This is a genomic window from Companilactobacillus jidongensis, assembly GCF_003946575.1.
Classification (GTDB): Bacteria; Bacillota; Bacilli; order Lactobacillales; family Lactobacillaceae; genus Companilactobacillus; species Companilactobacillus jidongensis.
Map to the genome: position 1 here is coordinate 75,697 of NZ_RHOP01000004.1, position 24,919 is coordinate 100,615.

The window sequence follows — 24,919 nt, forward strand, 5'->3', positions numbered from 1 at the left end:
ATTCTGTCTATTCCCACTCTATGGTAGCTGGCGGCTTAGATGTAATGTCATAGACTACACGATTGACGTGATCTACTTCATTTACGATTCTAACTGAGATTTTTTGAAGTATATCCCAATCGACCTTAGCGAAATCAGCTGTCATACCATCAATTGAGTTAACGGCACGAATTCCGATTGTATAATCGTAAGTTCTACCATCACCCATAACACCAACTGAACGGAAACCAGGTAATACTGTGAAGTATTGCCAAATTTCTTCATCCAATCCAGCTTTTTTGATTTCATCACGAAGGATAAAGTCAGAGTCACGAACGATCTCCAGTTTATCTTCGGTAACGGCACCAACAACACGAATTCCAAGGCCTGGCCCTGGGAATGGTTGACGCCATACTAGGTCATGAGGCATGCCCAATTTTTCACCTAACTCACGAGTTTCATCTTTGAACAAGGTTCTCAATGGCTCGATAAGCTTGAATTGCATGTCTTCTGGAAGTCCACCAACATTATGGTGAGACTTAATTGTTTGAGCAGTACTTGTACCACTTTCGATAACGTCAGTGTACAAAGTACCTTGTGCTAAGAATTCGATTCCGTTCAACTTAGTTGCTTCTTCATCGAAGACTTGGATAAATTCATTACCAATGATCTTACGTTTTGTTTCTGGATCAGAAACTCCAGCTAACTTGTCTAAGAAACGTTTTTGAGCATCAACTTTGATAATGTTCAAGCCAAACTTGCCTTCAAGACTAGCCATAACTTGATCGGCTTCACCCTTACGTAGAAGTCCATGATCAACGAAGATACTTGTTAGCTGTGTACCAATTGCCTTATGCAATAGAACACCAACAACTGATGAGTCGACACCGCCTGAAAGTCCCAGAAGAACTTTCTTGTCGCCTACAGTATCACGAATTTTTTGAATTTGTTGGTCAATGAAATCATCCATTGTCCAATTTGCTTCGGCTTCACAGACGTCGAAGGCGAAGTGCTTCAAAATATCCATTCCATATTCTGTATTACGCACTTCGGCATGGAATTGAACACCGTACATCTTACGTTTTACATCAGCGATAGATGAAATAGGTGCATTCTTACTTGTTGCTGTAACGGTGAATCCTTCTGGTGCTTCACGTACCAAATCACCATGGCTCATCCAAACAACTTGTTCTTCAGGCAATCCCTTGAATAAGGCAGATTCTGAATCAGTAACTTCGATATCAGCCTTTCCATATTCACGATTGTCCGCAGATTCAACTTTTCCGCCCAAGTTGTATGACATCAATTGCATACCGTAACAAATACCAAGCATAGGAATCCCTAGCTTATAAATGTCTTGGTCAATTGAGAAGGCATCTTTGTCATAAACTGAATCTGGTCCACCTGACAAAATAATACCTTTTGGATTAATTTCTTTAATCTCTGCGGCAGTAATTGTATTAGGTAGTAATTCTGAATAGATACCAATATCACGAATACGACGAGTGATCAATTGGTTGTATTGGCTACCGTAATCCAAAACAATAATGCTGTCCGCATCTGGCCATTGTTTGCTCAAATCCATATCCCCCTAGTTTTAATTTATTCTATTGTATATGAAAAACGACTCTCTGTCATACTTTGGAAATGCTTTTTTAGTATTTTCTCAAAAGTATTTTGTCTATTTGGTGATTCTCAGCTTTGTGCAGGATCAAATCAGCTCGAGTCATCGTCGGTTTGATGTAATCACGCAAGTTAACGTAATTGATATTATCCCAAACATTGCGTGCCATCTTCAAGGCCTTCTTCTCGGATACTTGTGTGTACTGATAGTAATAAGAGTGGGGGTCATTGCGCGCTAAGTCCAGCAGCGTCTCGAAACGATTCAGGAACCATTCTTCGATATCATCAACTTCCGCATCAATATAAATTGAGAAGTCAAAGAAGTCACTCGTATAAATATTCGAAGTCTGCGTTAACTGCAAGACATTGATACCTTCAACGATAAGAATATCCGGCTGATTCACTTCTTCATGACGATCAGGGATGATGTCATAAATATTGTGTGAGTATAGCGGATAAGATATCGGACCGGTCGTTGTCTTGACGTCGCTCAAAAACTTCAATAGTTTAGGCATATCGTATGTTTCTGGGAATCCTTTTTTGTCCATCAAGTCACGTTCCTTGAGTATCTTACTAGGATACAGGAACCCATCAGTTGTCATCTGAGAGACATTATACTGCGGATAGGCACGTTCCAGCATGATCTTCAGTAATCTGGCCGTCGTACTCTTCCCGACCGCCACAGAACCGGAGACGCCAATAATAAAGGGGACCTTCTTATTATTGCTATTAAGAAAGTCACTCTTGAGCTTGGTCAACTTACGATAATTCTTCAAATAAATATGCAACAAGTGTCGAATCGGTGCATAGATCGACTTCACATCATCAATTGAAATCTCATCATCCAATGATTTTATTTTGCGCAATTCGCCATCAGTAATAGCTTGCTTGTTGTACTCGCCGTGGAACGTTTCCCACTGTGCACGAGAAAATTCATTATAGTTAGATAAATTTTGCATATAACTAAACCTACTTAACATTTTTTCTGGTATTCTTATATAGTATAGAACTTTTTAGAAGGAACTAATATATGAAAAAAATAGTATTATTTGGAGACTCGATCATGGCGGGATTTCATGACGGCGTTATGAGTGATATACTCACTGACGCTATCCAGAAAAACTTCCCCAAAGACGAAGTCATTAACGTATCCATCCCTGGGTACAAAACCAGTAATGCTGTGACACGTGTTGAACAAGATATCGTAAGTTTGAAACCAGATATAGTTATCTTAGGATTTGGTGCCAACGATATTTCTACAACTGACGAGATCAAACCAGGTAAGTTCTCAACGAATCTATCGACTATGATAGAAACAATTGGAACTTCAAAAGTAATCTTGCTTTCTCCACCGTATACCGACTGGGTCAAGAATCCCACTCGTCCTTGGACTAGACAATTACAATTTGAATTAGTAACTGAACATCTCGCTAAGCAAATGAATGTATCGTATATTGATCTATTGCATCAGATGACTAATCGATCTTCGGTTAATGATCTATTGCAAAAAGATGGACTTCACTTCACCAAAGATGGTTATATCTTACTTGAAAGCAAACTTGTACCAGAAATTAAGGCAACGCTAGTCAAACAAAATGAACTAGTGTCGAATTAGAAGGAGCACTTTATGAATTTAAATATTCCCCAAAAATATTTTATTTTATCGTGCAATGAAAAAGGCAGTGTACGAATTTTTAAGAATACTAGACGTAGGGCCTATTTAGCTGAAAGTTCTTTTTTCGACTTAGCTTTAAACGATATTATCGATTTAACTGATAACAGTGTCATCATTAACAAGGTTTTGCCCGATGATAAGGAGTATCTCAACGAATTCTTCCAGATCATCAACAAAAATCAGGGTAGAAGCGTTACACATGTGCTTCGTGCCATGGCAACGAAAGAAAATATTACCAAGCAGATCTACAACGAAATCGGTGATTCATTGGTCGACAAAGTTGATGTCACTAAGGCTGTAACTGGTGTGGTGTTCAAAACTAACAACTACCTGCCTGACCATCGTGTCAAAGAGGATCTGGTCAGCGATGTCAGAAAAGAATTTCTCAATTCCGGCAGTAAAGTTTCACCTGAAACATTTGCTTTACTGGCAACTCTTTATGGTAGTCACGACTTGAAGACTTATTTCACTCCATTTGAACTCAAGCAACTCAAAACTAATATTGAAGAAAACCAAGATGATCCAACTTACGAAAAATTGTTTGAACTGTCTAAGCGATTGAACCGGGTTATCTTAACGCTTCTAAGCTAAAGTCGAAGTTTATGCTTCGGCTTTTTTGTTGGTTTTGTTGTTCTATTTTCGCTTACGGTTGCGAGATATTTAATCTACCGTGGAGACCGGTTCGAGCCAAGGTCTCGAACCTCGACTTGAAGCTTTTCTTCGAAAATCTCCAAGCTCGTCCTGTGGCTTACGCCACTTTCACGGCTGATTAAATACCTCTCCACCTCCCGCTAAGTTTCTCCCTGAATTAAATAATATGAATTGATTCGATCCATAATTTTCTTAATATATTCATTAGTTAGGGTCTCCACTAGACGGAGATTGAAAGTGATGGCGCAGCACAGGACGTTTTTGAAATTCGCGGTTCATGCGAAGTTCAAAAGCGAAACTTCAGACCGTCCTCCGGCTGAAGTCGATCCCACAGCGGTTCATCACTTTCAACCGGAGGCGGCAAAACATAGAAATACTTATAAATCCCAAAAAAACTTAAATAATCCACCGTAACGTATCCGTGGTAGCATGTAGTCGGAAGAATACGACCATGGAGCGTATATTATGAACAAAATAATAGTATCTACCATAGTTACTATCTTCTTCATCGCCTTGATCCCAGTGACACTGCTGTTTTCATCCGATGTAGCTGTTCGTGATCGTGCTTTCCGCGAGGCCACTACTGTCTTAGATAGCAACGACTCTGCCAAATACGGAGACAATCAACAAACAAAGACTTATCTACGAAATCATCCTTATTTGAAACTACAAAAGCTAACTGATCTTCAAGGTAGCGATGATCAAGGGTCCTTCTTTATAGGAAAAACTAAACAGAATGTTCCATTAAAAATTTATGTAAAATTTGCATCCAATCAAAATAGACTGGAAGACTTCCAACCAGTCCTTCACATTGAAAAGATCAAACTAATGAAAGAAGCAGCTGTCACGAAGACGGCTGCTTCTTTTGATTTAAATTTTTAAAAATTAGCTCTATTGATATTTTAGTGAAAACGTTTTATAATATCAATTGTCGACAACGTGTATGATTTAATTAATACATTAATGCTTTGGAGGAAATTATAATGCAAGAGGAAAAAATTATTACTGAACTAAAACAACAAGATGTTACTAGTATTTCTGATGCAATGGACAGTCTTGGTATTCCCTGTGCTGCTTATGGTATCCAGCCTATTCAACGAAATATTCCATTTTGTGGTCGTGCTTTCACAGTACACTATGTACCATGCGGAATGAAAAAAGGAACTGTCGGTGACTTTCTAGATGATGTTAAACCAGGCCAAGTGGTTGTTATTGATAATGCTGGCAGAACTGACTGCACAGTCTGGGGAGATATTATGACAAATGTTGCCAACACAAATAATATTTCAGCCACAGTAATTAATGGTGTTTGCCGCGATATCCCTGGAATATTGAATACTAATTATCCTGTATATAGCAAAGGATACTACATGGTAACAGGCAAGGAGCGTGTTCAAGTAGATACTATCAATAAACCTGTATCCGTTGGATCAGTTCAGGTCCGCCCTAATGACATTATCATCGGAGATGACACTGGTGTTGTTGTAATTCCTAGTGAAGAAGCTGAAAAGATACTTGAAATTGCTAAGGGTATTCAAAGAAAAGAACAAGAGATAATTCAATTAGTTAAAAATGGAAGTACCTTAAAAGAAGCGCGAGCAAAAATGGGATATTTTCATTTACAATCAAAGCAAAAATAAGGGGATGTCATCATCATGGATTCAAAAAGTAAACGAATGCATCTTTTCTCCATAGTCAGTTTGAGTGCCGTAATGTTTGGAGCATACTCTGGACCAGGTTTTGCTTCTGGTGCACAAACTGTAAGCTATTTTCTTAATAAGGGACCAATTGGCGTATTCACGGGGCCTCTTATTACTGGTTTACTTTGTTTTATATTTTGCATGCTGCTATTTGAAATAAATAGAATATATCAACCTAATAATTATCGAGAAGCTTACAACCAAATCTATCAGGGTAAACATCTTCAATGGTTCTTTGGAAATATCAAGGAACTTCAAGTTATCGTCGTTGTGATAATTTCATTAGCTTTGCAGATATCGACTGTAGCCGAATTAATTTACAGTATTTATGGTGTAAATAAAACATTGACCAGAGTTCTTTTTATTACTGCTGTTGTTGCTCTTTCACTTTGGGGGGCTGGGTTCATTAGAAAAGCCAGTTCAATTCTGTCGGTTTTAATAGTTCTGATTTCACTCTACATTGGTTATAAATGCTTAGGTCCTGCACTACCAGGAATGCATGCTTTCATATCTAGTAATGCCACTCCTAAAGACTTCGGGTATAATTCTCAAGCATTTGCAATCTTCAGCATGTTCACTATTGTTGTATTCTTCATGAATGGATACGATGCCTGTGTTCCTGCTTCAAAGGGAATTGTAAAAACAAAAAAAGACGTTTTGATCGTATCACTATTAACCTCTATTCTTTGTACCTTTATGACTATAATTTTTACAGTTATTTTTGCATCAGGAATGCCCGGAGTTCTAAAACAGTCCGTTCCAACATTGTGGGCAGTTACAACGCTTGGAAAATTTAATGTATTAGGACAAACACTCTATGTAGTCCTATCGATTGCAGCAATGTTAAGTACCTCAATGCATTTTATTTTTGTTGTATCCGAAAGATTTCAATTACCACTCAAAGGATTAATAAAAAATAGTACTGCATTAACTCGTAAATTAATAATTGCTGTCTTCTTCGTCATAATATGTGCTTTATTTAGCCTCTTTGGAGTTTTAAATATCGTAAATTATGGATATACAATTTTTACAATGATTGTGGGTCCAATAATGTTATATCCATTGATTATTTCAGTACCTTATAGAATTATGAAAAAAAATAAATCATTAAAAAAAGTAATTATAAATACATCAAATAACTAAAAAAGGAACGAACAATTATGGATAAAAATGTCGGTTGTCAAATAATCAGTGATTTCAAACGTCCTGACAAAAATTTAATTAAACTTTTTGAAAGTATTCCTGTAGCCAATATTGATGATTGTATGAATCGTCAGGCCGCAGTTTCTTCAGATATTAAGCCAATGAACAGCACTCCCCTCTTAGGATCAGCATTTACTGTACAAGTTCCTCAAGGCGATAATTTGATGTTTCATAAAGCAATGGATCTAGCTGAACCTGGTGACGTAATCGTCATCGACGCTGGAGGTGGTACAAGAAATGCCATCTTTGGTGAAATAATGCTTACATATTGTCAGAGTCGTGGATTAGCAGGAGTTGTCGTAGATGGTTGTGTCAGAGACAAGGCTGAATTGAGCAACATGAAAATTGCAGCTTATGCAAAGGGTGTTGTACCAAATGGTCCATACAAAAACGGACCTGGAAAAATAAACGTTCCAATAACATTCGGTGGCAAAATCGTTAAACCTGGTGACATAGTAGTTGGAGATTCAGATGGACTGATATTCATAGATCCTAAAGATGCAGAATACCTAGCGGAAAAGGCCCACTCTGTAATGAATAAAGAGGCAAACATAAAAAAAGTAATCAAAACTAAAGGTAAATACAACAGACCTTGGGTTGATGATAAATTAACGTCCATAAAATGTAATATCGAATAAATCAAAAGGACAACCAAAAAATTTGGTTGTCCTTTTGATTTTAATTTTAAGAATAGAAATCACTTTGATAATCAACAAACTGTAGTGCTGACTTACATACTGCATTTAAATGCACTGCCAACGCATCCTTACATCCGGATAAATTTCTATCTCGTAACTGATTGATAATTTCCATGTGTTCTCTATATGAATCATCTTTACGATTAGGGTCCTGTGTACTTAATCTGCGCAAGCGTTCTATTTGAATACTCAAAATACCAAGGAATTGAATCAATCGCTTGCTACCGGATTTATTTACAATTAAGCCATGTAATCTTCGATCTGCTTCATGAAGTTTTTCCCAGTCAAAATTTTTAACTGCTTCATCAAAAATCATCTCAACATCATCCAATTCTTTATCAAGAATTCGATCAATACTTTTCTCTAATGCCATAGATTCTAATGCTATCCTTAATTCGAAAATTTCCTTAACGTCTTCCTCATTAAGTTTAGTAACAACAGTTCCTTTGGCTGGAAAACTTTCAACTAAACCCTGAACTTGTAATTCTCTAATTGCTTCTCTTATTGGAGTTCGACTCATTTTTAATTGTTCAGATAATTCAATCTCTTTAATTACGGAACCAGGAATCAGCCTATTAGAAAGAATTGACTCTTTAATATAATCATATGCGATGTCTTTTCGACTTGCCACAATTAAATACCCCCTAAACCTACATAATACTTAATTATACAGCTATTAAGTTTAATTCTAACTTAGTATCCTATTTCGTATAGTATTTTTCAGGTACATGTTCCAACAATTGTGTTAATCCACCAATGGCCGCAATTGTTAATCTGTGCATCGCACGAGATGTAATCGTATAGACTAGTTGTTGCTCATCCTCATCGAATCTATCTTTCGAAGCATTCCACATAATGACCGCATCGAATTCTAGCCCTTTCGCTAAGTAAGATGGCAAAACAATCGTACCTGTGGCTAAACGTTGGTTCTCAGATCTGATCCAAGTTGATTCAACTCCTGCTTTTTCCAGCATCTTCTGAACCTTTTCCGATTCCTCTAACGTTTTGGTTATGATAGCCGTTGTATAATTTTTCTTATTATTTGAATCTACTTGACCAACGACTTGTTGCAAGGATTCTTGTTCGTCCTGTGCCATCAATAGATTTGGTAAGTCACCTTCACGATTGAATGGTTCGATCTTTTGACCGTTCGTTAAGATAGCTTTTGTATAATCAGTGATTTGCTTAGTCGAACGGTATGAGTGTGTTAATTGAACGACGCGTGTTTCATCCGCATTGAATAAACTTTGAACTTCTGACAATAATGTCTGGCTATTTTTCTTTGTAAAGATCGATTGATTCAAGTCACCCAACATCGTATAGCGAGCTCTTGGGAACTTATCCTTCAAGTATGCTAGTTGGAATGGCGTGTAATCTTGAATCTCATCGATGAAGACGAACTTCATGTCAAGTTCGCCGTGTTTACCAGTCACCATATCGTACAAGTATAAATACGGGCTCAAGTCATCCATCGAAATTTGTTTGTGATTGAAGAGGTCAACGAAATCATCAATGTACTGATGCCATTGCTCATCGCTGATGCCATGTTTTTTCAAATCAGTGATTTTAGGTACAGCCTTCAAGAAGTTCAAGTAATTAGTTGAAACATTCAAGAATCGTAAATGAATGATTTGACTGTAAACCTTTTGCATTGCGGCCATAACAATCTTACGGGCTAAGAACTTATGCTCTTCGTCACCGTTTTTGAACTCTTGATCAGCAGTATTGTAGAGCATCTTCAATTGTTCCTGACTCAAATCCTCAATCTGTTCTGAGACCCACTTTGATCGCATCTCTGAACCAACTTTGCGACGTAACATCTTTTGAAGACGTTCAACTGTCGCATCTAGCCTATTACCAAGGTTATATTGTTGACCAAAGCTATAATATATTTCCGCAATTTTTTCTTTAGGAATGAAGATATTTCCTTGGAATTTGATATTCTTGAAGCTAACGCCACTTTGGTTAAGTAACTTACCGTAGTTAGTCAGCGTCTTGAAGAAGCCAATATCGGAAACAAACTTCGAAATATTTTTCTTAACTGGATCTTCTTGTTTTTCAAATTGTTGTGAGAGATTCTCAACTGAAATATTAGGCAAACGACGTGCTAAATACTGTGCATACGTCATCTGAACCATATTTTGTTCACCCATTTCTGGTAGAACGTCTTGAATATAATCATTGAACAACATGTTCGGACTGAACATGACTACTTGACTAGAAGTCAGGGTTCCACGATATCTATATAGAAGAAATGCGATACGTTGCAGGATAGCTGACGTCTTACCTGACCCAGCAGCTCCTTGAACAAATAATAGTTTCGATTTAGTATCACGAATAATTTTGTTTTGTTCCGCCTGAATAGTCTTAACGATCCCCTTCATATGGGTCGATGACTTACCATCAAGAACTTCAAGTAACATTTGATCACCGATGGTTTCTTGTGTATCAAAGTAGGCTTGAATCTTACCATCTTCAACTAAAAATTGGCGCTTCAAAAATAGGTCAACGTTCTGCAACCCATCTGGAGTTTGATATTCAACATCGCCAAGTTTTCCATCGTAATAAATACTAGAAATCGGTGCACGCCAATCGTAGATCAAGAAGTGATCAGTCTTGTCCGTAAAAGAACTCAGACCGATATAGATGGTCTCACGCTTTGGTTCACCCTTTTCTTGAAAATCCAATCTGGCAAAGAAAGGATTCTTTTCCAACTTCTTCAATATCCCCAAACGCTGCTTAGATTGTTGCCAACTGTTGTTACGTTCATCGAGCATTTGTTGCTGCGCATGAATAGAAAGTGCTGAATCCATTGAGATAGCATCGCCATCCATACCAACATGAATGTCATCAAAAGCTCCATTGATAACCTTCAAATCGTCTTCTGCAATATCAATATGTTCTTGTAACTTTTTTTCAGAAGTTTTGATTTTTTGAACGACATCGTCAAGATGTTCTTGTTCAATCATTTTTTCATCTAATTGTTTAACTTTAGATTTTTCCGTCATGTCCACCTCGAAAATTTTAGTTAAATAATATTACCATTTTTATAAAGATAATTCAAAAATTATAACTTATTCGAGGTCCCCATAAACGTTGATATAATACAGTTCATCATTAGATAATAAATATTACATTTTTTAGACATTTCGTATAGTTTATCTGGTACAATTTGGTCATAAAAATGATTATGGAGATGATTCCAATGCAATCACAAATTTACCCATATTTAGCTTTTAAAAATGCTAAAGAAGCCATTGAATACTATCAAGATGTCTTCGGTGCTACTGAAGTTTATCGTCTAAGTCCTAAAGCTGAACAAGCCAAACAGTTCGGCATTCCTGAAGGAGCTGACTTAGAAAGTATGACCATGCACGCCGGATTCACAGTTCTTGGTATGAAAATTGAATGCGCCGATGCCTTCACTGGTAACGCCGATCCATCCGGCCAAGTCTCACTATTATTAGACATCAATAGTGAGGATCCCGAAAGTGCCAAAGCCGCCGACGAATTCTATAAACATCTTGAAGAATCAGAGCAAGTCAACATCACCATGCCATTCGCAGAGCAATTCTGGGGTGGTAAAATGGGTGGATTCACTGATAAATATGGTATCAACTGGATGTTGCATACATCCCCTTGGTCACAAAGTGTCGACCACTCATAAAAGTTAAGTTCTAACTAACTGATGATTAATATGTAGACTGATCATTAAAAAGACGGCAAACACCTACAAGGTGTTATACCGTCTATGTTTAATAGTAATTCCACCGAAGTGATGACTACTATAAAATTATCAAAAAAGAGCTAGACCTATGATTAGGTTTAGCTCTATTTAAATTTATACAATATCGTGAATCACTCAACCATAGCCAAGCCATCAGCATCAAGAATCTTAATCAAGGTATTAGATTTCTTCTCGATCAATTCATCTTTAGCCAACGAACTTAACTTGCGACTAATCGTTTCCGGTGTTGTTCCCAAATATGTCGCAATATCTTTTTTCTTCAAAGGCAATTCAAATTGTTCTTGTTTCAAACCGGCGCTTGTTTCCAACAAATAACTAGCCAAGCGGCTTTCGACACTTGAAGTTGCGGCTTCAGTTGTCTGTTGTTCAAGTTGGACGATCCGTTGTCCGAAAGCATTGACCATATTAACGGCCAACTCTGGTGATGACTTCATCAACTTCTGAAAATCACTACGCTTGATCTGACAAACATCCGTATCCATCAAAGCCTGAGCAAAACTGCCTCGATCTTCATTACTGAAAAGTGCGGCTTCTCCGTCAAAATCACCAGTCTGTAGGATTCTCAACATTTGCTCTTTACCGTTAGAAGCTAATTGAAAAACTTTAGCTTGTCCGTGGGCAACAATCGTCAAGGCATCAGCAGAATCGCCAGCTTGATAAATGTATTCGCCACTTTCAAAGTGTTTGTCTGAAACTAATGAAGCAACTGTACTTGTATCTTCTTCGGACAGTGATTGGAAAATTGTTACCAATTCCACACAATCCTCAGCTGTGTGATTATGAGCTAGATGTGCCATGTCGTTCTCCTTTTCATTGTTGGTTTTTTGCTTTTTTTGCCTCCGGTAGGAAGTGATTGTACCTGATGTGGTACCGACTTCAGCCAATGTCTGAAGTCTTGCTTTGGAACTCTGCAAATCACAGATTTCAAAAAACATCCTGTGCTGTAAGAACGGTAAACCACCGTTCAACATCACTTCCTACCTCCGGCTAATATAGCTTAAGTTATCGATATTTATAACGTTACTAATTTAAGAAGTATTTAACTATTATTTTGCTCAAAGACTATTCTGAATTCTATTCCAAACTCAAAGTTCCAGTACAAGAATTGTAGGTGGAGAGATATTCAACCAGCCGTGAAGGTGGCGTTAGAACGGTGAATTTCCGTTCTTACACCACGGGGCGAGCTTGGAGATTTTCGAAGAAAAGCTTCAAGTCGAGGTTCAAGACCGTGGCTCGAACCGGTCCCCACGGCAGGTTAAATATCTCGGAACTGGAAATAGAAGGACCACAAGGCCCTTCTATCAACTAATATCTAGTCTTCGTCATCCTCATCGTCTTCAAATCCCTCACGAGCATCATTACCAAGTAAAGCTTGATAAATACGGATTTGATGATTGTTCCAACCAAGTAACTCAACGAGAACCTGAGCCATATATGGACGATCTTCATTTTGTGCCAACTTAATTGCACGCGTTACGAACATATTATCAGTTGCGAAATCATTTACAACTGTTTGAATCATACCTTCAGCGTCCAAATACTTGTTAGCACCGTTTTCTTCGACCATTGTGTAATCAGCGTATTCTTTCATTGTTGATGGTGGCAACTCACCCTCATCTAACAATTGGTCAGCAACCTTGTCAAACCAAGCATTATTTTCGTCAATTGTATCATTCAAAACTGCCTTGTAGTTTTCGGCATCGGGACCTTTAACGAACCATTTTAGTTGGTGTAATTTAACATTGATATAAGCGTGATTAGAAACGATGTGACCCGTCATAGCGCCTGCGGTTGGTTTATGATGATCAGCATCAGCTTGTTTTTGCTCTGCCGCAAACTTCTCGTCAATTGTTAACTCTGTCATTATGCAATCTCCTTAGTTTTGATCTTTTTAACTTCATAACCTAATTCAGTAATAACTTTACCTAAATCTTCACCAGTTACTTTTGATTCATCAATATCAGCTTTTACTTTGCCAGCATTGAACATAACTTTGACATCTGAAACTCCGTCTTGATTTGAAACTGCTTTTTGAATTTTTGTCATACATGATGGGCATGTTAATTCGCCTAATTGTAATACTACTTTTGCCATATTTAAGTTCCTCCTAAATATCTTTAACTAACTTACAAGTCATATCATAGCTGCTTTTACGCTACCTTAACTTGATTTGAATCAAGTTTTGGAGCTTTTTTGAAAGATTTTATTCTGAGTAATCTCATTGCATTGAGAATAACAACTAAGATACTGAATTCATGGACAAACATCCCGCTTGCCATATGAATAACACCTACTAATAGACCAATTAACAATAGTGCAACGGTACCTACAGCAATGATAATATTCTCTTTGGTATTTGCGACTGTCTTCTTAGCTAGAACATACGAATGTGCAAGTGCATCAAAACTTGATTTGACCAAAACAACATCAGCTGTTTCGATAGCAACATCTGTACCTGTACCCATACCAATTCCGATGTCAGCAGTAGCGAGTGAAGGCGAATCATTGATACCATCACCAACGAAGGCAACATGATGTCCTTCATCGGTAAACTTCTTAACAAAATCAACTTTTTGTTCAGGTAATAATTCTGCATGAACTTCGTCAATAGGTAGTCTGTCCGCAACATGTTGTGCGGCAATCTTGTTATCGCCAGTAAGCATTACAACACGCTTGATACCGGCTTTTTTAAGTGCAGTCAATCCTTCAAAGGCATCTGATCTGAGTTGATCATTAACACCGACAACAATCTTCAATTCTTTGTTCACAGCCATCAAGACGATTGAATCACCTTGATTGATACGTGCATCGATTGCTTTTCTAGCATCTTCACTAATAACAACGTTATTAGCTTTCATAAGACGTTCGTTACCAACTAAGATATTGCCATCTGTACTCTGTAAGCCTTGACCCTTAACGGTATCTAGTTCTGGTAGATCTGTAGTTGCTTTGACATTTTCAGAATCAATGTGCTTAACAATCGCACGACCCAACGGATGATCTGACGTACCTTCAACAGCACTAAGTAGTGCCATATCCGATTCTTTTTCATTACCAAAATGAGTTAACTCTGAAACACTCATTTGACCAGTTGTTAGAGTACCAGTTTTATCAAGTACCAATGTATCAACTTTTGAGAACGTATTTACAACATTTCCACCTTTCATCAAAATACCATTCTTAGCACCATTACCGATACCGGCAACATTAGAAACTGGTGCACCGATCACTAAGGCACCAGGGCATCCCAAAACTAGAACTGTGATTGCTAATGGGAAGTCTTGTGTGAAGATCCAAACCAGAATACCAATGACTAACACAGCTGGTGTGTAATATGTCGCAAATTTATCAATGAATCTAGCCGCTGGCGAAGCACTATCTTGGGCTTCTTCAACCAGTTCGATGATTTTTCCGAAAGTGGTATCTTCGCCGACTGAAGTTGTCTCAACGGTGATTGTTCCGTTGTCAGTTAGTGATCCAGCAAAAACTTTGTCACCGACTGTTTTTTCAACGGGAGTTGATTCCCCAGTGATTGAAGCTTCATTCATATATCCTTTACCTTCGATGATCTTGCCATCGACAGGAATTTGACCACCAGGCTTAACGATTACGTGGTCCCCTTCGTCAACATCATCAACATCAACTGTAGAAATATTTCCGGCTTCATCCACAACTTCAGCGGTTGTTGGAGCCATTTTTGTAAGATTCTTAACAGAGGAACGCGTCTTTTGTAGAGTTCTTTGTTCCAAGTAACTACCAAACAAGAACAGGAATGTAACTACGGCTGATTCTTCGTATTCTCCGATAACGAAAGCACCAATGACAGCAATTGAAACTAATAATTCAATACTGATAACTTTGTTCATTAAGGCTGTCCAAGCATGTAAGAATACTGGGATAGCTCCGACGATACTTGCGATGATCATGGCTGGTGTTTCAACCATCGGTATGTTTAAAAACTTTGCGGCGAAACTCACAACAATTAAAATTGCGATTGCCGCAGTCATTCTATTTTGATTTTTTTGAACCCATATATTAAATTTCATATTGTCTTTCCTCCTAAGCACAAATACATTGTATTAGGTTTGGAAAGAGTCCAACTTGATTAAGGTCAAGTTTTGCAAAAAAGTACAAAAAAAGAGCAAACCGGCGGTTTACTCTTTTAATTTTTTAAATAAGTCCCACGAAGAAGGATGAACCATAACAACAAAACTGTAAAACCAATTGCTGTTAATAGATAACCTTGGTCATTCCCCGTCTTAGGCAACGTCTGTGCAATATCATTAGCTGAACTAGTATCAGTTGCGGCTGATGCCGTACCATTTTGCAGTGACTTCAAATCATTAGACAAGTTCTTCAAATCATTCATCATGTTAGACAGGTCCGAAGTATTGACTAGGTTAGATAGATCTAATGAGGACAATCCATCAAAGTCCAAATTAAAGTCGAGCAATGAATCCAAACCATAATCAGGGCTGTTCAAGCTGAGTTGACCCGGAATCAATTTACTCAAGTCATCCAAACTATCAATATTAAAGTTGAATTTTAAATAATCATTGTCACCCTTGGTGTACTTGAAAATGTTGCTTGGATCGATCGTCTTATTATTGATCATATTAATATTGACCGCTGAATCGCCTAACTTCTTATTGTAAGCAATCGTCATAGCAACATTATAAGTTCCATCGTCATTCGGCGTGATAGTCGCTGTATTGGTTAAGTAATTGGCTGCCTCTGACCCACTCTTATCATTCTTAACTACTTTGTAAGTAATGCTTTGGCCATCCTTACTCTTAGTGATAGTCGTCGTTGACTTTGGATCTTCAATAATAACGTTCTTTGAAGTATCAGTATTATCTGATATCAATGGCATTGTAGTAGTCGTCTGACTGTTGGCCTTTGTAGCATCAGTGATTGATTTCAAGTTATCCAATAACGTACTTCTACTATTAGTAGCTCCGCTAGCAGTGGCCGTATCAAACTTAAAATCAACATTAGATTTTGTCAGTTCAATTCCTAATGCTTTGGTCTTTGACTCTAATGTACCTGCAATCTTGTTATTCAATTCATCCAAACTATTAACCGTGAAGCTAACATCTTGTTTTGTCGTACCATTGTCATCATAATTGGCTGATACATCTGGTGTTTGTCCATCAATTGAAGTAACTGATAATGACTTCAATTTTGGCAAACTCATGGTTAGTGTAACTTTGTATGTTCCATCGCCATTTTGCGATATTTTGGCTGTCTTTGTGAAATAAACACTGTTGGAGTCTACATTATCAGTGCCACTTTGATAAACATCATATGAAATATTTTGTGAATTTGTGGTATCCGACGAAGCTTGTGCAACTTGCGTAGTTGATACCATTGGTAAATTGTTTTCAACAACAGTTGTTACTCCCCCGAGCAACATGACTGCAGTTAATAATTTGACTAATTTTCTCTTCATCGTATCGCCCCCAAGCATATAAATCTTATCATATTTTAACTCACATAGTCACCATAATACATTGTAACAATAGGGTTTTAAACAAATAATTGATTTTGATCAATAGCTTTCATAATTTATTGAACCAATTTAAGAAACCGATGCCACAATTTTAATATTAAAGCCATCTTTATAATTTATATAATATACAATATATCTATGTCAGTGCTTACAAATAATCTTAGTTAGGTATCTATATCTAATAAATAGTCACTACTAAAGTAGATTTAAATTAAATTGATTAAAGAAATATTACAAAACATTTGGACTAGCCCGGTCTTAGGTTATATACTATTAATATTACATTCAGGAAGGTGAAATTATATGAAACAAGGCACAACAATTATCACTCTCGATAATGGCTACCATTTATGGACAAACACTCAAGGTCACGGCGACATCCAATTGCTTTGCCTACACGGCGGACCTGGTGGAAATCACGAATACTACGAAAACTTCGGTGAAAAACTCGCTGACCTTGGCGTTCAAGTATCAATGTATGATCAACTAGGATCATGGTACTCAGACCAACCCGACTACAGCGACCAAGCCATCGCTGACAAATATCTTACTTATGAATACTTCGTTGATGAAGTTGAAGAAGTTAGACAAAAATTAGGACTTGATAACTTCTACCTCATTGGACAATCATGGGGCGGAGCATTGGTTCAAATGTACGCTGCTAAATATGGCCAACATTTAAAGGGGGCCATCATCTCAAGTATGGTCGATGAAATTGGTGACTATGTAGAAAGCATTAACCAATGTCGTTTGGACACACTTGGTCCTGACAAAGTTAAGTACATGGAAAAAATCGAAGCTGAAAACAATCTTTCTGATGCTACATATCAAAGTTATGTCGATGTCTTAAATGCAGAATACATCGACCGCAAACAACCAACATCGATCAGACACTTGATCGACACAACCGCTACTGGTGTCTACGGTGTTTTCCAAGGTGACAATGAATTTGTTATTACTGGTAAATTAAAAGACTGGCACTTCAGAAAACACCTTAAAGAAATCAAAGTCCCAACTTTGATCACATTCGGTGAACATGAAACCATGCCAATTCCCACAGCCAAAATCATGCAAAAGGAAATTCCTCATGCACGCTTAGTTACTACACCAAATGGTGGACACCATCATATGATCGACAATGCTCCCGTTTACTTCGATCACTTGGAGACATTCATCAAAGATGTTGAGAATGACAATTTTAATGACTAAATAAAAAGTTCAGAACGAAGTTAATTCTTCATTCTGAACTTTTTTTGTTTAAAAATCTTCAAATATCTTAATGCCTGATTGTTCCAAAGTCTTACCGGTCAAAAACTTCTTAACCTCTGCGGAAAACTTACTAGGAACAATATCTAACATCAGATCATTAGCCTGTATCTCACGTGAATTAGGCGAAGTATTCAAGACTATTAATATTTTTTTGTCTCCTTGCCAATAAGTATAACCAATACCATAATCGACTAAATAAAATGGTGAGAACTCGGCTTCATTGATCCACGAATGATCATGACGCCATTGATACCACTTCTGCACCTCAGCTTGAATCACTTTATCAGCATGGTTCCATGGGAAGTATGCACGATTCTCAGGATCTTTGCCACCAGTAAGACCAGCTTCATCTCCATAATAAACACAAGGAACTCCGGGCATCGTGAATAATAACCCAAAGGCTTGTTGTAGCCAATCATGATTACCATGTAACATTGTTAGGATTCGTTCCGTATCATGACTACCGATATTATTAAAATTATAATTAAAGACGGTTTTCGGATAATTTTCTTTCAGCGTCATTAATTCAAGCCACCACTCTGATGGTTTCAGGTCACCGGTCAACACTCGCATGATCAATTTGCGCAATGGATAATTCATCACTGCCTGCAACATTCCACCTTCAAGATAATGACGACGACGGCCGTAAGCTAATTTGTGAGAAGCGTCTTCCCAAACCTCGCCGATCAGGACTTTATTAGGATAACGATCCAGTGCTTGACGGATTCCCATGATGAACTCATCTGGTAGTTCATCTGCCACATCTAGTCGCCAACCATCAATGCCACGTGACGTCCAGTAATCAATGACCGAATCCTTACTGCCATAGATAAAATTTTGAAAGTCCAGATTATTCTTGTTGACAGTTGGTAGATCAGTCACACCCCACCAACTGTCATATTCCTTGGGATATTTTGTAAAGTTGAACCAAGGATAATATGGGCTGTCTGTTGACTGTTCGGCACCAATCGTATTGTAATAACCACTCTGATTAAAATAACGCGAGTTGACTCCCACATGATTGAAAACACCGTCCAAAATCAAATACATTCCGGCCTCGTGTATCGCTGAAACCAAATGATCAAAGTCAGCTAACGTTCCTAACACAGGATCAATTTTTAAATAGTCCCCTGTGTCATAACGATGATTGCTCATGGCTTCAAAAATTGGACTCAGATAAATTACCGTTACACCAAGTTGTTTCAAATACGGAAGTTTTGCTTCGATACCACGGAGATTACCACCGTAGAAGTCCCAACGAATAATCTCTTGTTTTTTATTGCGGATATACATTGGTAAGTCCGCTTTCTGTCCATAAATAAAGCTATTAGGTTTCGGATTATTAACATGTCCATCTGGATTACCATTGTTAAAACGATCAACAAATATCTGGTATGCCAGTCCATGTCGGTACCAATCCGGAATTGGCTCCACATGATCAACAACGGTTAACTGATACATCTGAACATCAGAACGGCTATTATAAATAACACCTTCACCGCCGAAACCACCATCCAAACAACCATAGAAACACTGTTCTCCAGTCGTGATCACTTCAAAATAATAAAAATACAAGCTAGCATTATTGGGAATAAATTCAGCACAATAATACGGTGCATGCATATTCATTATTTCCTGATGTTCTGTATCCCAATGTCCATCTTGAGCAACATGCAAAATAACTTTTTGAATCTCATCGCTTGAATGAGCCTTGATCTTAAAATGTACAGCTGACAGTTTTTGAATAGCGCCAAACGGAGACTTGTCAGTTAACTGAAAAGAGTCATATTCAATAACTACGCTCATTAAAATTTCTCCTATATCTACTTCAATATACGATCATATGGAACTTGCCAAATATCCTCGCCATATCTTGCCACAGCGTAATCAGCTGAGAATGTTCCTGAAGCCGCAATGTTTGCTAACGACTTTTGTTCCCAAACCTTTTGGTCAGTGAAGTCTTGACTGATCTGTTTTTGTTGCTGAACATATCCCGCATAATCAGCTAAGACAAAGTATTCATCGTTGTAACGGATCAATGAATCGTAGATTTCCTGTCCTTCAGTTGAGACGCCAGGAATAGTACCATCAACCAATGTTGACAATATTCGTTGTAATTCAGGATTCTTATCCGAAAATTCACTGGCATGATAATCACCACGGTGATAGTAACCATAGACATCATCGGCTGTTAAACCAAAAGTATACTCATTTTCAGCTCCAGCAGCTTGAACGATATCAATATTAGCTCCATCCATAGTTGCTAAAGACAAGGCGCCATTAGTCATCAACTTCATATTGCTGGTACCTGAAGCTTCCTTAGAAGCCGTGGAAATTTGTTCACTGATATCTGCCGAAGGAATGATCAATTCACCTAATGACACTCCATAATTAGGAATGAAGACGACTTTGAGCTTGTCACCAACTGCCTTGTCATTATTGACTAGATCGGCTACAGCATTGATCAACTTGATAACGGATTTCGCATAATGATAACTTGGGGCAGCCTTAGCACCGAAGATATGCACTCGTGGGACAACTTTTTTTTGTGGGTGATCCTTAATATCTAAGTACTCACGAATGATTTCAAACACATGTAACAACTGTCGTTTATATGCATGAAGTCGTTTGATCTGAACGTCATAGATTGCATTAGTTTTGATCGTAATGCCAAGTTCTTCTTTGACATATTTTGCCAAATTCTTCTTATTTTCAATTTTGACATCTTCAAGATTTTGTAAGAAATCATCATCATCTTTGAAAGCTGACAAGGTCTGAATTTCTTTGGGATTATAGCGCCAAGATTTACCGATCTTGGAGTCAATTAGATTAGACAAAGGTTCATTCGCCAACTGTAACCAACGACGATCAGCAATTCCGTTAGTCTTGTTATTGAAACGTTCAGGATAGATTCGATACAAGTCCTTCAAAACATCCTTTTTCAACAATTCAGTATGTAACGGTGCTACACCATTGACACTGTGACTACCGATCACGGCTAGATAAGCCATTCTGACAGAGCCATTGCCCAATGGAGCAGTGTTATCGACTGTATTCTCACCAAAAATCGGCAACTTCTGCTTACGATAACGACGATCTATTTCTTCAACAATTTGATAAATCCTTGGAAGCATACCTCTGAACATATCAATTGGCCAAGTCTCCAAGGCCTCTTGCATGATCGTATGGTTAGTGTAACTCATTGTCGCAACAGTAATCTGCCAGGCTTTATCCCATGGACAGTCGTATTCATCTAGCAAAATACGCATCAACTCCGGAATCACCAATGTCGGATGGGTATCGTTAATATGAATCGAAACCTTACGAGCAAAGTCCTTCAAAGTTATGTGATCCAAAAAATAATGTCGAACAATACTTTGAACACCTGCTGACGAAAAGAAATATTCTTGACGAAGTCTTAGTGAACGACCAGCAACATTCGAATCATCTGGATACAAGACTTCAGTTATTTGATCGATACGGTCACGTTGTGCTTGTGAATAAAAAGTCTGATCAGCACTTGGTGGTAGTTCGGCTGACCACAGTCTCATCGTATTTGTAACGTCGTTATGATAACCAACTATTCCAACATCATATGGTACGGCTAGGACATCATCTGTCTGGTCATAGACTGGTCGTAAATGTCCGTCCGCTTGTTTTTGAAGCCAAACATGACCGCCAAATCTTACTAAACAAGCACGGTTTTCACGCCTGATTTCCCAAACATTACCGTTTCTCAACCAATCATCTGGTAATTCAACTTGATATCCATTCATGAAAACTTGTTTAAATAGACCATAACGATAACGAATACCGTTACCATTACCGGCCATTCCCAAGCTAGCCATAGAATCCAAATAACAAGCTGCTAGACGTCCTAATCCACCATTACCTAAACCTGGATCTGGCTCACTTCGACAGATTTTTTCGAAATCCAATCCTAGCTTATTTAGACCTGATCTAACAGTATCTAAAATATCCAAATTAAGCAGATTAGATTTCATTAAACGCCCAGGTAAAAATTCAATTGAAAAATAATAAACTTGTTTTGCATCTTTTTGGCGATAATTTTTCGAAGTATTTTTCCAATTACTACTGTCATAGCGTTTTAGTAAATTTCCCAAAGCCATTAGTTGTTCCAATGGTGAAGAGTCCTTAACGTCGATGGCGTACGTGGCTTTGACTTCATTAACGAAGTCTTTAGTAAATTTTGTTTCATCTAATTTCATATTTATAACTCCCATCAATCGTTAGGATAATTAATCAGACAGTTCTTGATACAATTGGCGGTATTTTCGTGCCGATTTTTGCCAGCCAAAGTCTTGTTTCATACCCTGGAACCTTATCTTTTGCCAAGTCTTGGGATCATCATGATAAATGTCATACGCCTTATTCATCATCTTGCCCAAAACGCTGGCACGATAATCATCGAAACCAAACCCAGTACCTTCGTCAGTGAAATGATTATATGGCTTAACCGTATCACGTAAACCGCCAACCGAATGAACTAACGGGATACTTCCATAACGCATAGCCATCATTTGTGATAATCCACAAGGTTCGAACGCTGATGGCATTACGAAAACATCACTGCCGGCGTAGATCTGTTGTGCTAGTTTGACATCAAATTCAATTGCGGCTACAAATTTATCAGGGAAAGCATCTTGATAGCCTCTGAATCCATTCTCAAGGTCTGGATCACCTGTACCCAAAACAATAACTTGAGCATCATGATTATGTAAGAAATCATTTAATGCCGCTAGTAACAGATCCATACCTTTTTGTCTGGTCAATCTTGATACTACCGCAAAAATTGGTACATCGACTTGTGGAAGTCCTAGAGATTTTTGTAGAGCGTGTTTGTCTTTTGTTTTATTAGTCATATCGTCAACTTGGTAGTGTGAGTAAATATTAGGATCAGTGGCTGGATCATAAACTTGGGTATCAATTCCGTTGACTATTCCTTGGAGCTTATACGAATTATCTTGGAGGATACCATCTAAGTTTTCACCAAATTCTGGCGTCTGAATCTCTTGGGCGTAACTTGGAGATACTGTCGTTACAGCATCTGCGTAATAAATTCCACCCTTCATGAAATTGACATTACCATAATATTCAACAGAGCCCTCATCGAAGGTTTCTGTTCCAATGCCAAACAAACTCTCTAAAACAACTGGATCATAGATACCCTGGAATTGAATATTATGAATCGTTAGAACTGTCTTGATATGACGATACGAATCGATCCAGTTGTACTTATCTTTCAACAGCACCGGAATAAACGCCGTGTGCCAATCATTACAATGAATCACGTTAGGAATATAGTTGACCTTTTCCAGCATTTCACAGATGGCTAATTGATAGAAGGCAAAACGCTCACCGTCATCCCAATAACCGTAGATACCGTCGCGGCCAAAATATTCTTCGTTGTCGATCAAATAATATTGTATGCCATCAAGTTTCAAAGTTTTTATTCCGCAATACTTGGATTGATTGCCAACTTGAACTTGGAAATACATCAACTCTTTAATCTCTGAACGATATTTATCTGGAAAAAGTTTTTTATAATATGGAATTACCACCCGCAACTCAACGCCATCTTGAATCAATGCCTTTGGCAATGCCAAGCTGACATCCCCTAGGCCACCGGTCTTATAAAATGGTGCTGCTTCTGCGGCCGCAAATAAAACTTTACTCATTAGTGACCTCCGTCTGTCTGAATATTCTCTTACCTTTGCCGATTACCAGTGGTTCATCTGGTGTTCCTTTTAATTCAAGGTTCGGACCGATCACAACATTCTTGTCTATCACAGCATTTTCAATAGTTGTGCCGACACCGATTCTGGTTCCCTGCATGATAACCGAATCTTGAATCAAACTATCACGATTAATGAAGACATTTCTGAAGATAACCGAGTTATCAATTTTCCCTTCGATATAACCACCAGTTCCGCATAAACTACCTTTAACTTGCGAACTCTTAGCGAAGAAAGTCGGAATTTCATTTTTGACCTTAGTATAGATCTGACGCTGACTATAAAACAGCGCTCTGAAATTATCTTCCTTAAGAATCGACATACTAGCCTTGTAGTAACTAGGAATATCGTGAATATTGGCATAGAAACCGGTGTATTCAAAAGCATTAGCGTTGTGTTGAATAACGGCTCGTTTCATCAAGCGTTCCAGACTGATCAAATCGCCACGTTGATTGGCTTCATTCAAAATATCAACTAGATCGACGGTACTCATCAAGTAAATATTCAAGTCTTTGGCTAATTTACCTTCACTAGATGGAAACGTCTTAGAAGCCTGAACAACTGAAGTTGCCATGCCATTCTCAGTCAACTGCAAAACAGTGTTTGTGGGTTTGACCTCACTCGCATCGACACTCTTGTAGACGGTCGTAACACGATTATCACGTTCTTTGTGATAGCGCAGCAATGCCTTCAGATCAATGTTACAAATATTTCTAGTCCCCATAACAACAGTATATTCACTGTTACTACGTTTGAGAAATAAAATGGCATTATCGTAATAATGATGTAGCAAAGTATCTTTCTTCTCAGGTGCTATCAATGACAAATCATTGTATGGGAAGTTGAATAATCCGCCGCGGATCGTGTCCAAATTCCAATCATTACCACTACGGATGTGATCAGAAACAGAGCGTCCTGAACGTGGCGAGGCGATCATGACATTTTGGATACCTGCGTTAGCAATGCTAGATAGTGGGAAGTCCAACAAACGATACCGACCACCAAATGGCAATGTTCCCACTGGACGAGCAATTGTTAAAGGTTCTAGTTTTTCCCATGGTTCAACTAAGTTGATAACGGCACTTACACTGTTATGTTTCATGAT

Annotated in this window: 21 protein-coding genes; 8 read left to right on the top strand and 13 right to left on the bottom strand. The window is 38.0% G+C overall.

Features of this window, described 5'->3' with window-relative positions; translation table 11 throughout:
• Nucleotides 1–7: 7 nt before the first annotated feature.
• Both guaA and coaA read right to left on the bottom strand, forming a co-directional pair.
• On the bottom strand, nt 8–1,558 hold the full coding sequence (gene guaA / locus EKM68_RS02920; protein ID WP_404810787.1) for a glutamine-hydrolyzing GMP synthase: 1,551 nt from the start codon (nt 1,556–1,558) through the stop codon (nt 8–10).
• A 76-nt stretch (nt 1,559–1,634) separates the two neighbouring features.
• Nucleotides 1,635–2,561: a type I pantothenate kinase gene (coaA, locus tag EKM68_RS02925; protein WP_125588165.1), complete on the bottom strand. Its 927-nt coding sequence runs from the start codon at nt 2,559–2,561 to the stop codon at nt 1,635–1,637.
• Between the two features lie 71 nt (nt 2,562–2,632).
• On the opposite strand from coaA, the gene EKM68_RS02930 reads away from it, so the two are divergent.
• From EKM68_RS02930 to EKM68_RS02955, 6 genes are all read left to right on the top strand, one after another.
• Nucleotides 2,633–3,217: an SGNH/GDSL hydrolase family protein gene (locus EKM68_RS02930; protein ID WP_125588166.1), complete on the top strand. Its 585-nt coding sequence runs from the start codon at nt 2,633–2,635 to the stop codon at nt 3,215–3,217.
• A 12-nt stretch (nt 3,218–3,229) separates the two neighbouring features.
• Nucleotides 3,230–3,868, top strand: coding sequence for a GPP34 family phosphoprotein (locus EKM68_RS02935; RefSeq protein WP_125588167.1), 639 nt, complete (start codon nt 3,230–3,232; stop codon nt 3,866–3,868).
• 525 nt (nt 3,869–4,393) lie between these two features.
• Nucleotides 4,394–4,810 carry a hypothetical protein gene (locus tag EKM68_RS02940; RefSeq protein WP_125588168.1) on the top strand — a complete coding sequence of 139 codons (417 nt, stop codon included), beginning with the start codon at nt 4,394–4,396 and terminating at the stop codon, nt 4,808–4,810.
• 101 nt (nt 4,811–4,911) lie between these two features.
• Nucleotides 4,912–5,568: an RraA family protein gene (locus EKM68_RS02945; protein WP_125588169.1), complete on the top strand. Its 657-nt coding sequence runs from the start codon at nt 4,912–4,914 to the stop codon at nt 5,566–5,568.
• Nucleotides 5,569–5,583: 15 nt separating this feature from the next.
• Entirely contained in the window at nt 5,584–6,771 is a 1,188-nt protein-coding gene (locus EKM68_RS02950; RefSeq protein ID WP_125588170.1) for a hypothetical protein, read from the top strand.
• Nucleotides 6,772–6,788: 17 nt separating this feature from the next.
• Complete coding sequence (locus EKM68_RS02955; RefSeq protein WP_125588171.1) at nt 6,789–7,469, top strand: RraA family protein; 681 nt, start codon at nt 6,789–6,791, stop codon at nt 7,467–7,469.
• Between the two features lie 46 nt (nt 7,470–7,515).
• Here EKM68_RS02955 and EKM68_RS02960 read toward each other — a convergent pair whose 3' ends face one another.
• Entirely contained in the window at nt 7,516–8,160 is a 645-nt protein-coding gene (locus EKM68_RS02960; RefSeq protein WP_125588172.1) for a GntR family transcriptional regulator, read from the bottom strand.
• Nucleotides 8,161–8,230: 70 nt separating this feature from the next.
• Entirely contained in the window at nt 8,231–10,537 is a 2,307-nt protein-coding gene (gene helD, locus EKM68_RS02965) for an RNA polymerase recycling motor HelD (RefSeq protein ID WP_125588173.1), read from the bottom strand.
• Nucleotides 10,538–10,734: 197 nt separating this feature from the next.
• On the opposite strand from helD, the gene EKM68_RS02970 reads away from it, so the two are divergent.
• On the top strand, nt 10,735–11,196 hold the full coding sequence (locus EKM68_RS02970) for a VOC family protein (RefSeq protein WP_125588174.1): 462 nt from the start codon (nt 10,735–10,737) through the stop codon (nt 11,194–11,196).
• 191 nt (nt 11,197–11,387) lie between these two features.
• On the opposite strand, the gene EKM68_RS02975 is transcribed toward EKM68_RS02970, so the two are convergent.
• From EKM68_RS02975 to EKM68_RS02995, 5 genes are all read right to left on the bottom strand, one after another.
• Entirely contained in the window at nt 11,388–12,074 is a 687-nt protein-coding gene (locus tag EKM68_RS02975; protein WP_125588317.1) for a Crp/Fnr family transcriptional regulator, read from the bottom strand.
• A gap of 515 nt (nt 12,075–12,589) precedes the next feature.
• On the bottom strand, nt 12,590–13,141 hold the full coding sequence (locus EKM68_RS02980) for a ferritin-like domain-containing protein (protein ID WP_125588175.1): 552 nt from the start codon (nt 13,139–13,141) through the stop codon (nt 12,590–12,592).
• On the bottom strand, nt 13,141–13,371 hold the full coding sequence (locus EKM68_RS02985; RefSeq protein WP_125588176.1) for a heavy-metal-associated domain-containing protein: 231 nt from the start codon (nt 13,369–13,371) through the stop codon (nt 13,141–13,143). The genes EKM68_RS02980 and EKM68_RS02985 overlap by 1 nt, the downstream gene beginning before the upstream one ends.
• 56 nt (nt 13,372–13,427) lie before the next feature.
• Nucleotides 13,428–15,323 carry a heavy metal translocating P-type ATPase gene (locus EKM68_RS02990; protein WP_125588177.1) on the bottom strand — a complete coding sequence of 632 codons (1,896 nt, stop codon included), beginning with the start codon at nt 15,321–15,323 and terminating at the stop codon, nt 13,428–13,430.
• Nucleotides 15,324–15,439: 116 nt separating this feature from the next.
• A complete protein-coding gene (locus EKM68_RS02995; protein WP_164509338.1) occupies nt 15,440–16,729 on the bottom strand; it encodes an LPXTG cell wall anchor domain-containing protein in 1,290 nt (429 codons plus the stop codon).
• A 363-nt stretch (nt 16,730–17,092) separates the two neighbouring features.
• Here EKM68_RS02995 and EKM68_RS03000 point away from each other — a divergent pair, with 363 nt between their 5' ends.
• On the top strand, nt 17,093–17,998 hold the full coding sequence (locus EKM68_RS03000) for a proline-specific peptidase family protein (RefSeq protein WP_125588179.1): 906 nt from the start codon (nt 17,093–17,095) through the stop codon (nt 17,996–17,998).
• A 48-nt stretch (nt 17,999–18,046) separates the two neighbouring features.
• Here the strand turns inward: EKM68_RS03000 and EKM68_RS03005 are convergent, their stop codons facing one another.
• From EKM68_RS03005 to glgD, 4 genes are read right to left on the bottom strand one after another with little or no spacing between them, the layout of a single operon-like run.
• Nucleotides 18,047–19,864: a glycoside hydrolase family 13 protein gene (locus tag EKM68_RS03005; RefSeq protein ID WP_125588180.1), complete on the bottom strand. Its 1,818-nt coding sequence runs from the start codon at nt 19,862–19,864 to the stop codon at nt 18,047–18,049.
• A gap of 17 nt (nt 19,865–19,881) precedes the next feature.
• Nucleotides 19,882–22,287 carry a glycogen/starch/alpha-glucan phosphorylase gene (locus tag EKM68_RS03010; protein ID WP_125588181.1) on the bottom strand — a complete coding sequence of 802 codons (2,406 nt, stop codon included), beginning with the start codon at nt 22,285–22,287 and terminating at the stop codon, nt 19,882–19,884.
• Nucleotides 22,288–22,317: 30 nt separating this feature from the next.
• A complete protein-coding gene (glgA, locus tag EKM68_RS03015) occupies nt 22,318–23,757 on the bottom strand; it encodes a glycogen synthase GlgA (RefSeq protein ID WP_125588182.1) in 1,440 nt (479 codons plus the stop codon).
• Complete coding sequence (gene glgD / locus EKM68_RS03020) at nt 23,750–24,916, bottom strand: glucose-1-phosphate adenylyltransferase subunit GlgD (protein ID WP_125588183.1); 1,167 nt, start codon at nt 24,914–24,916, stop codon at nt 23,750–23,752. The genes glgA and glgD overlap by 8 nt, the downstream gene beginning before the upstream one ends.
• Between the last annotated feature and the right edge of the window lie 3 nt (nt 24,917–24,919).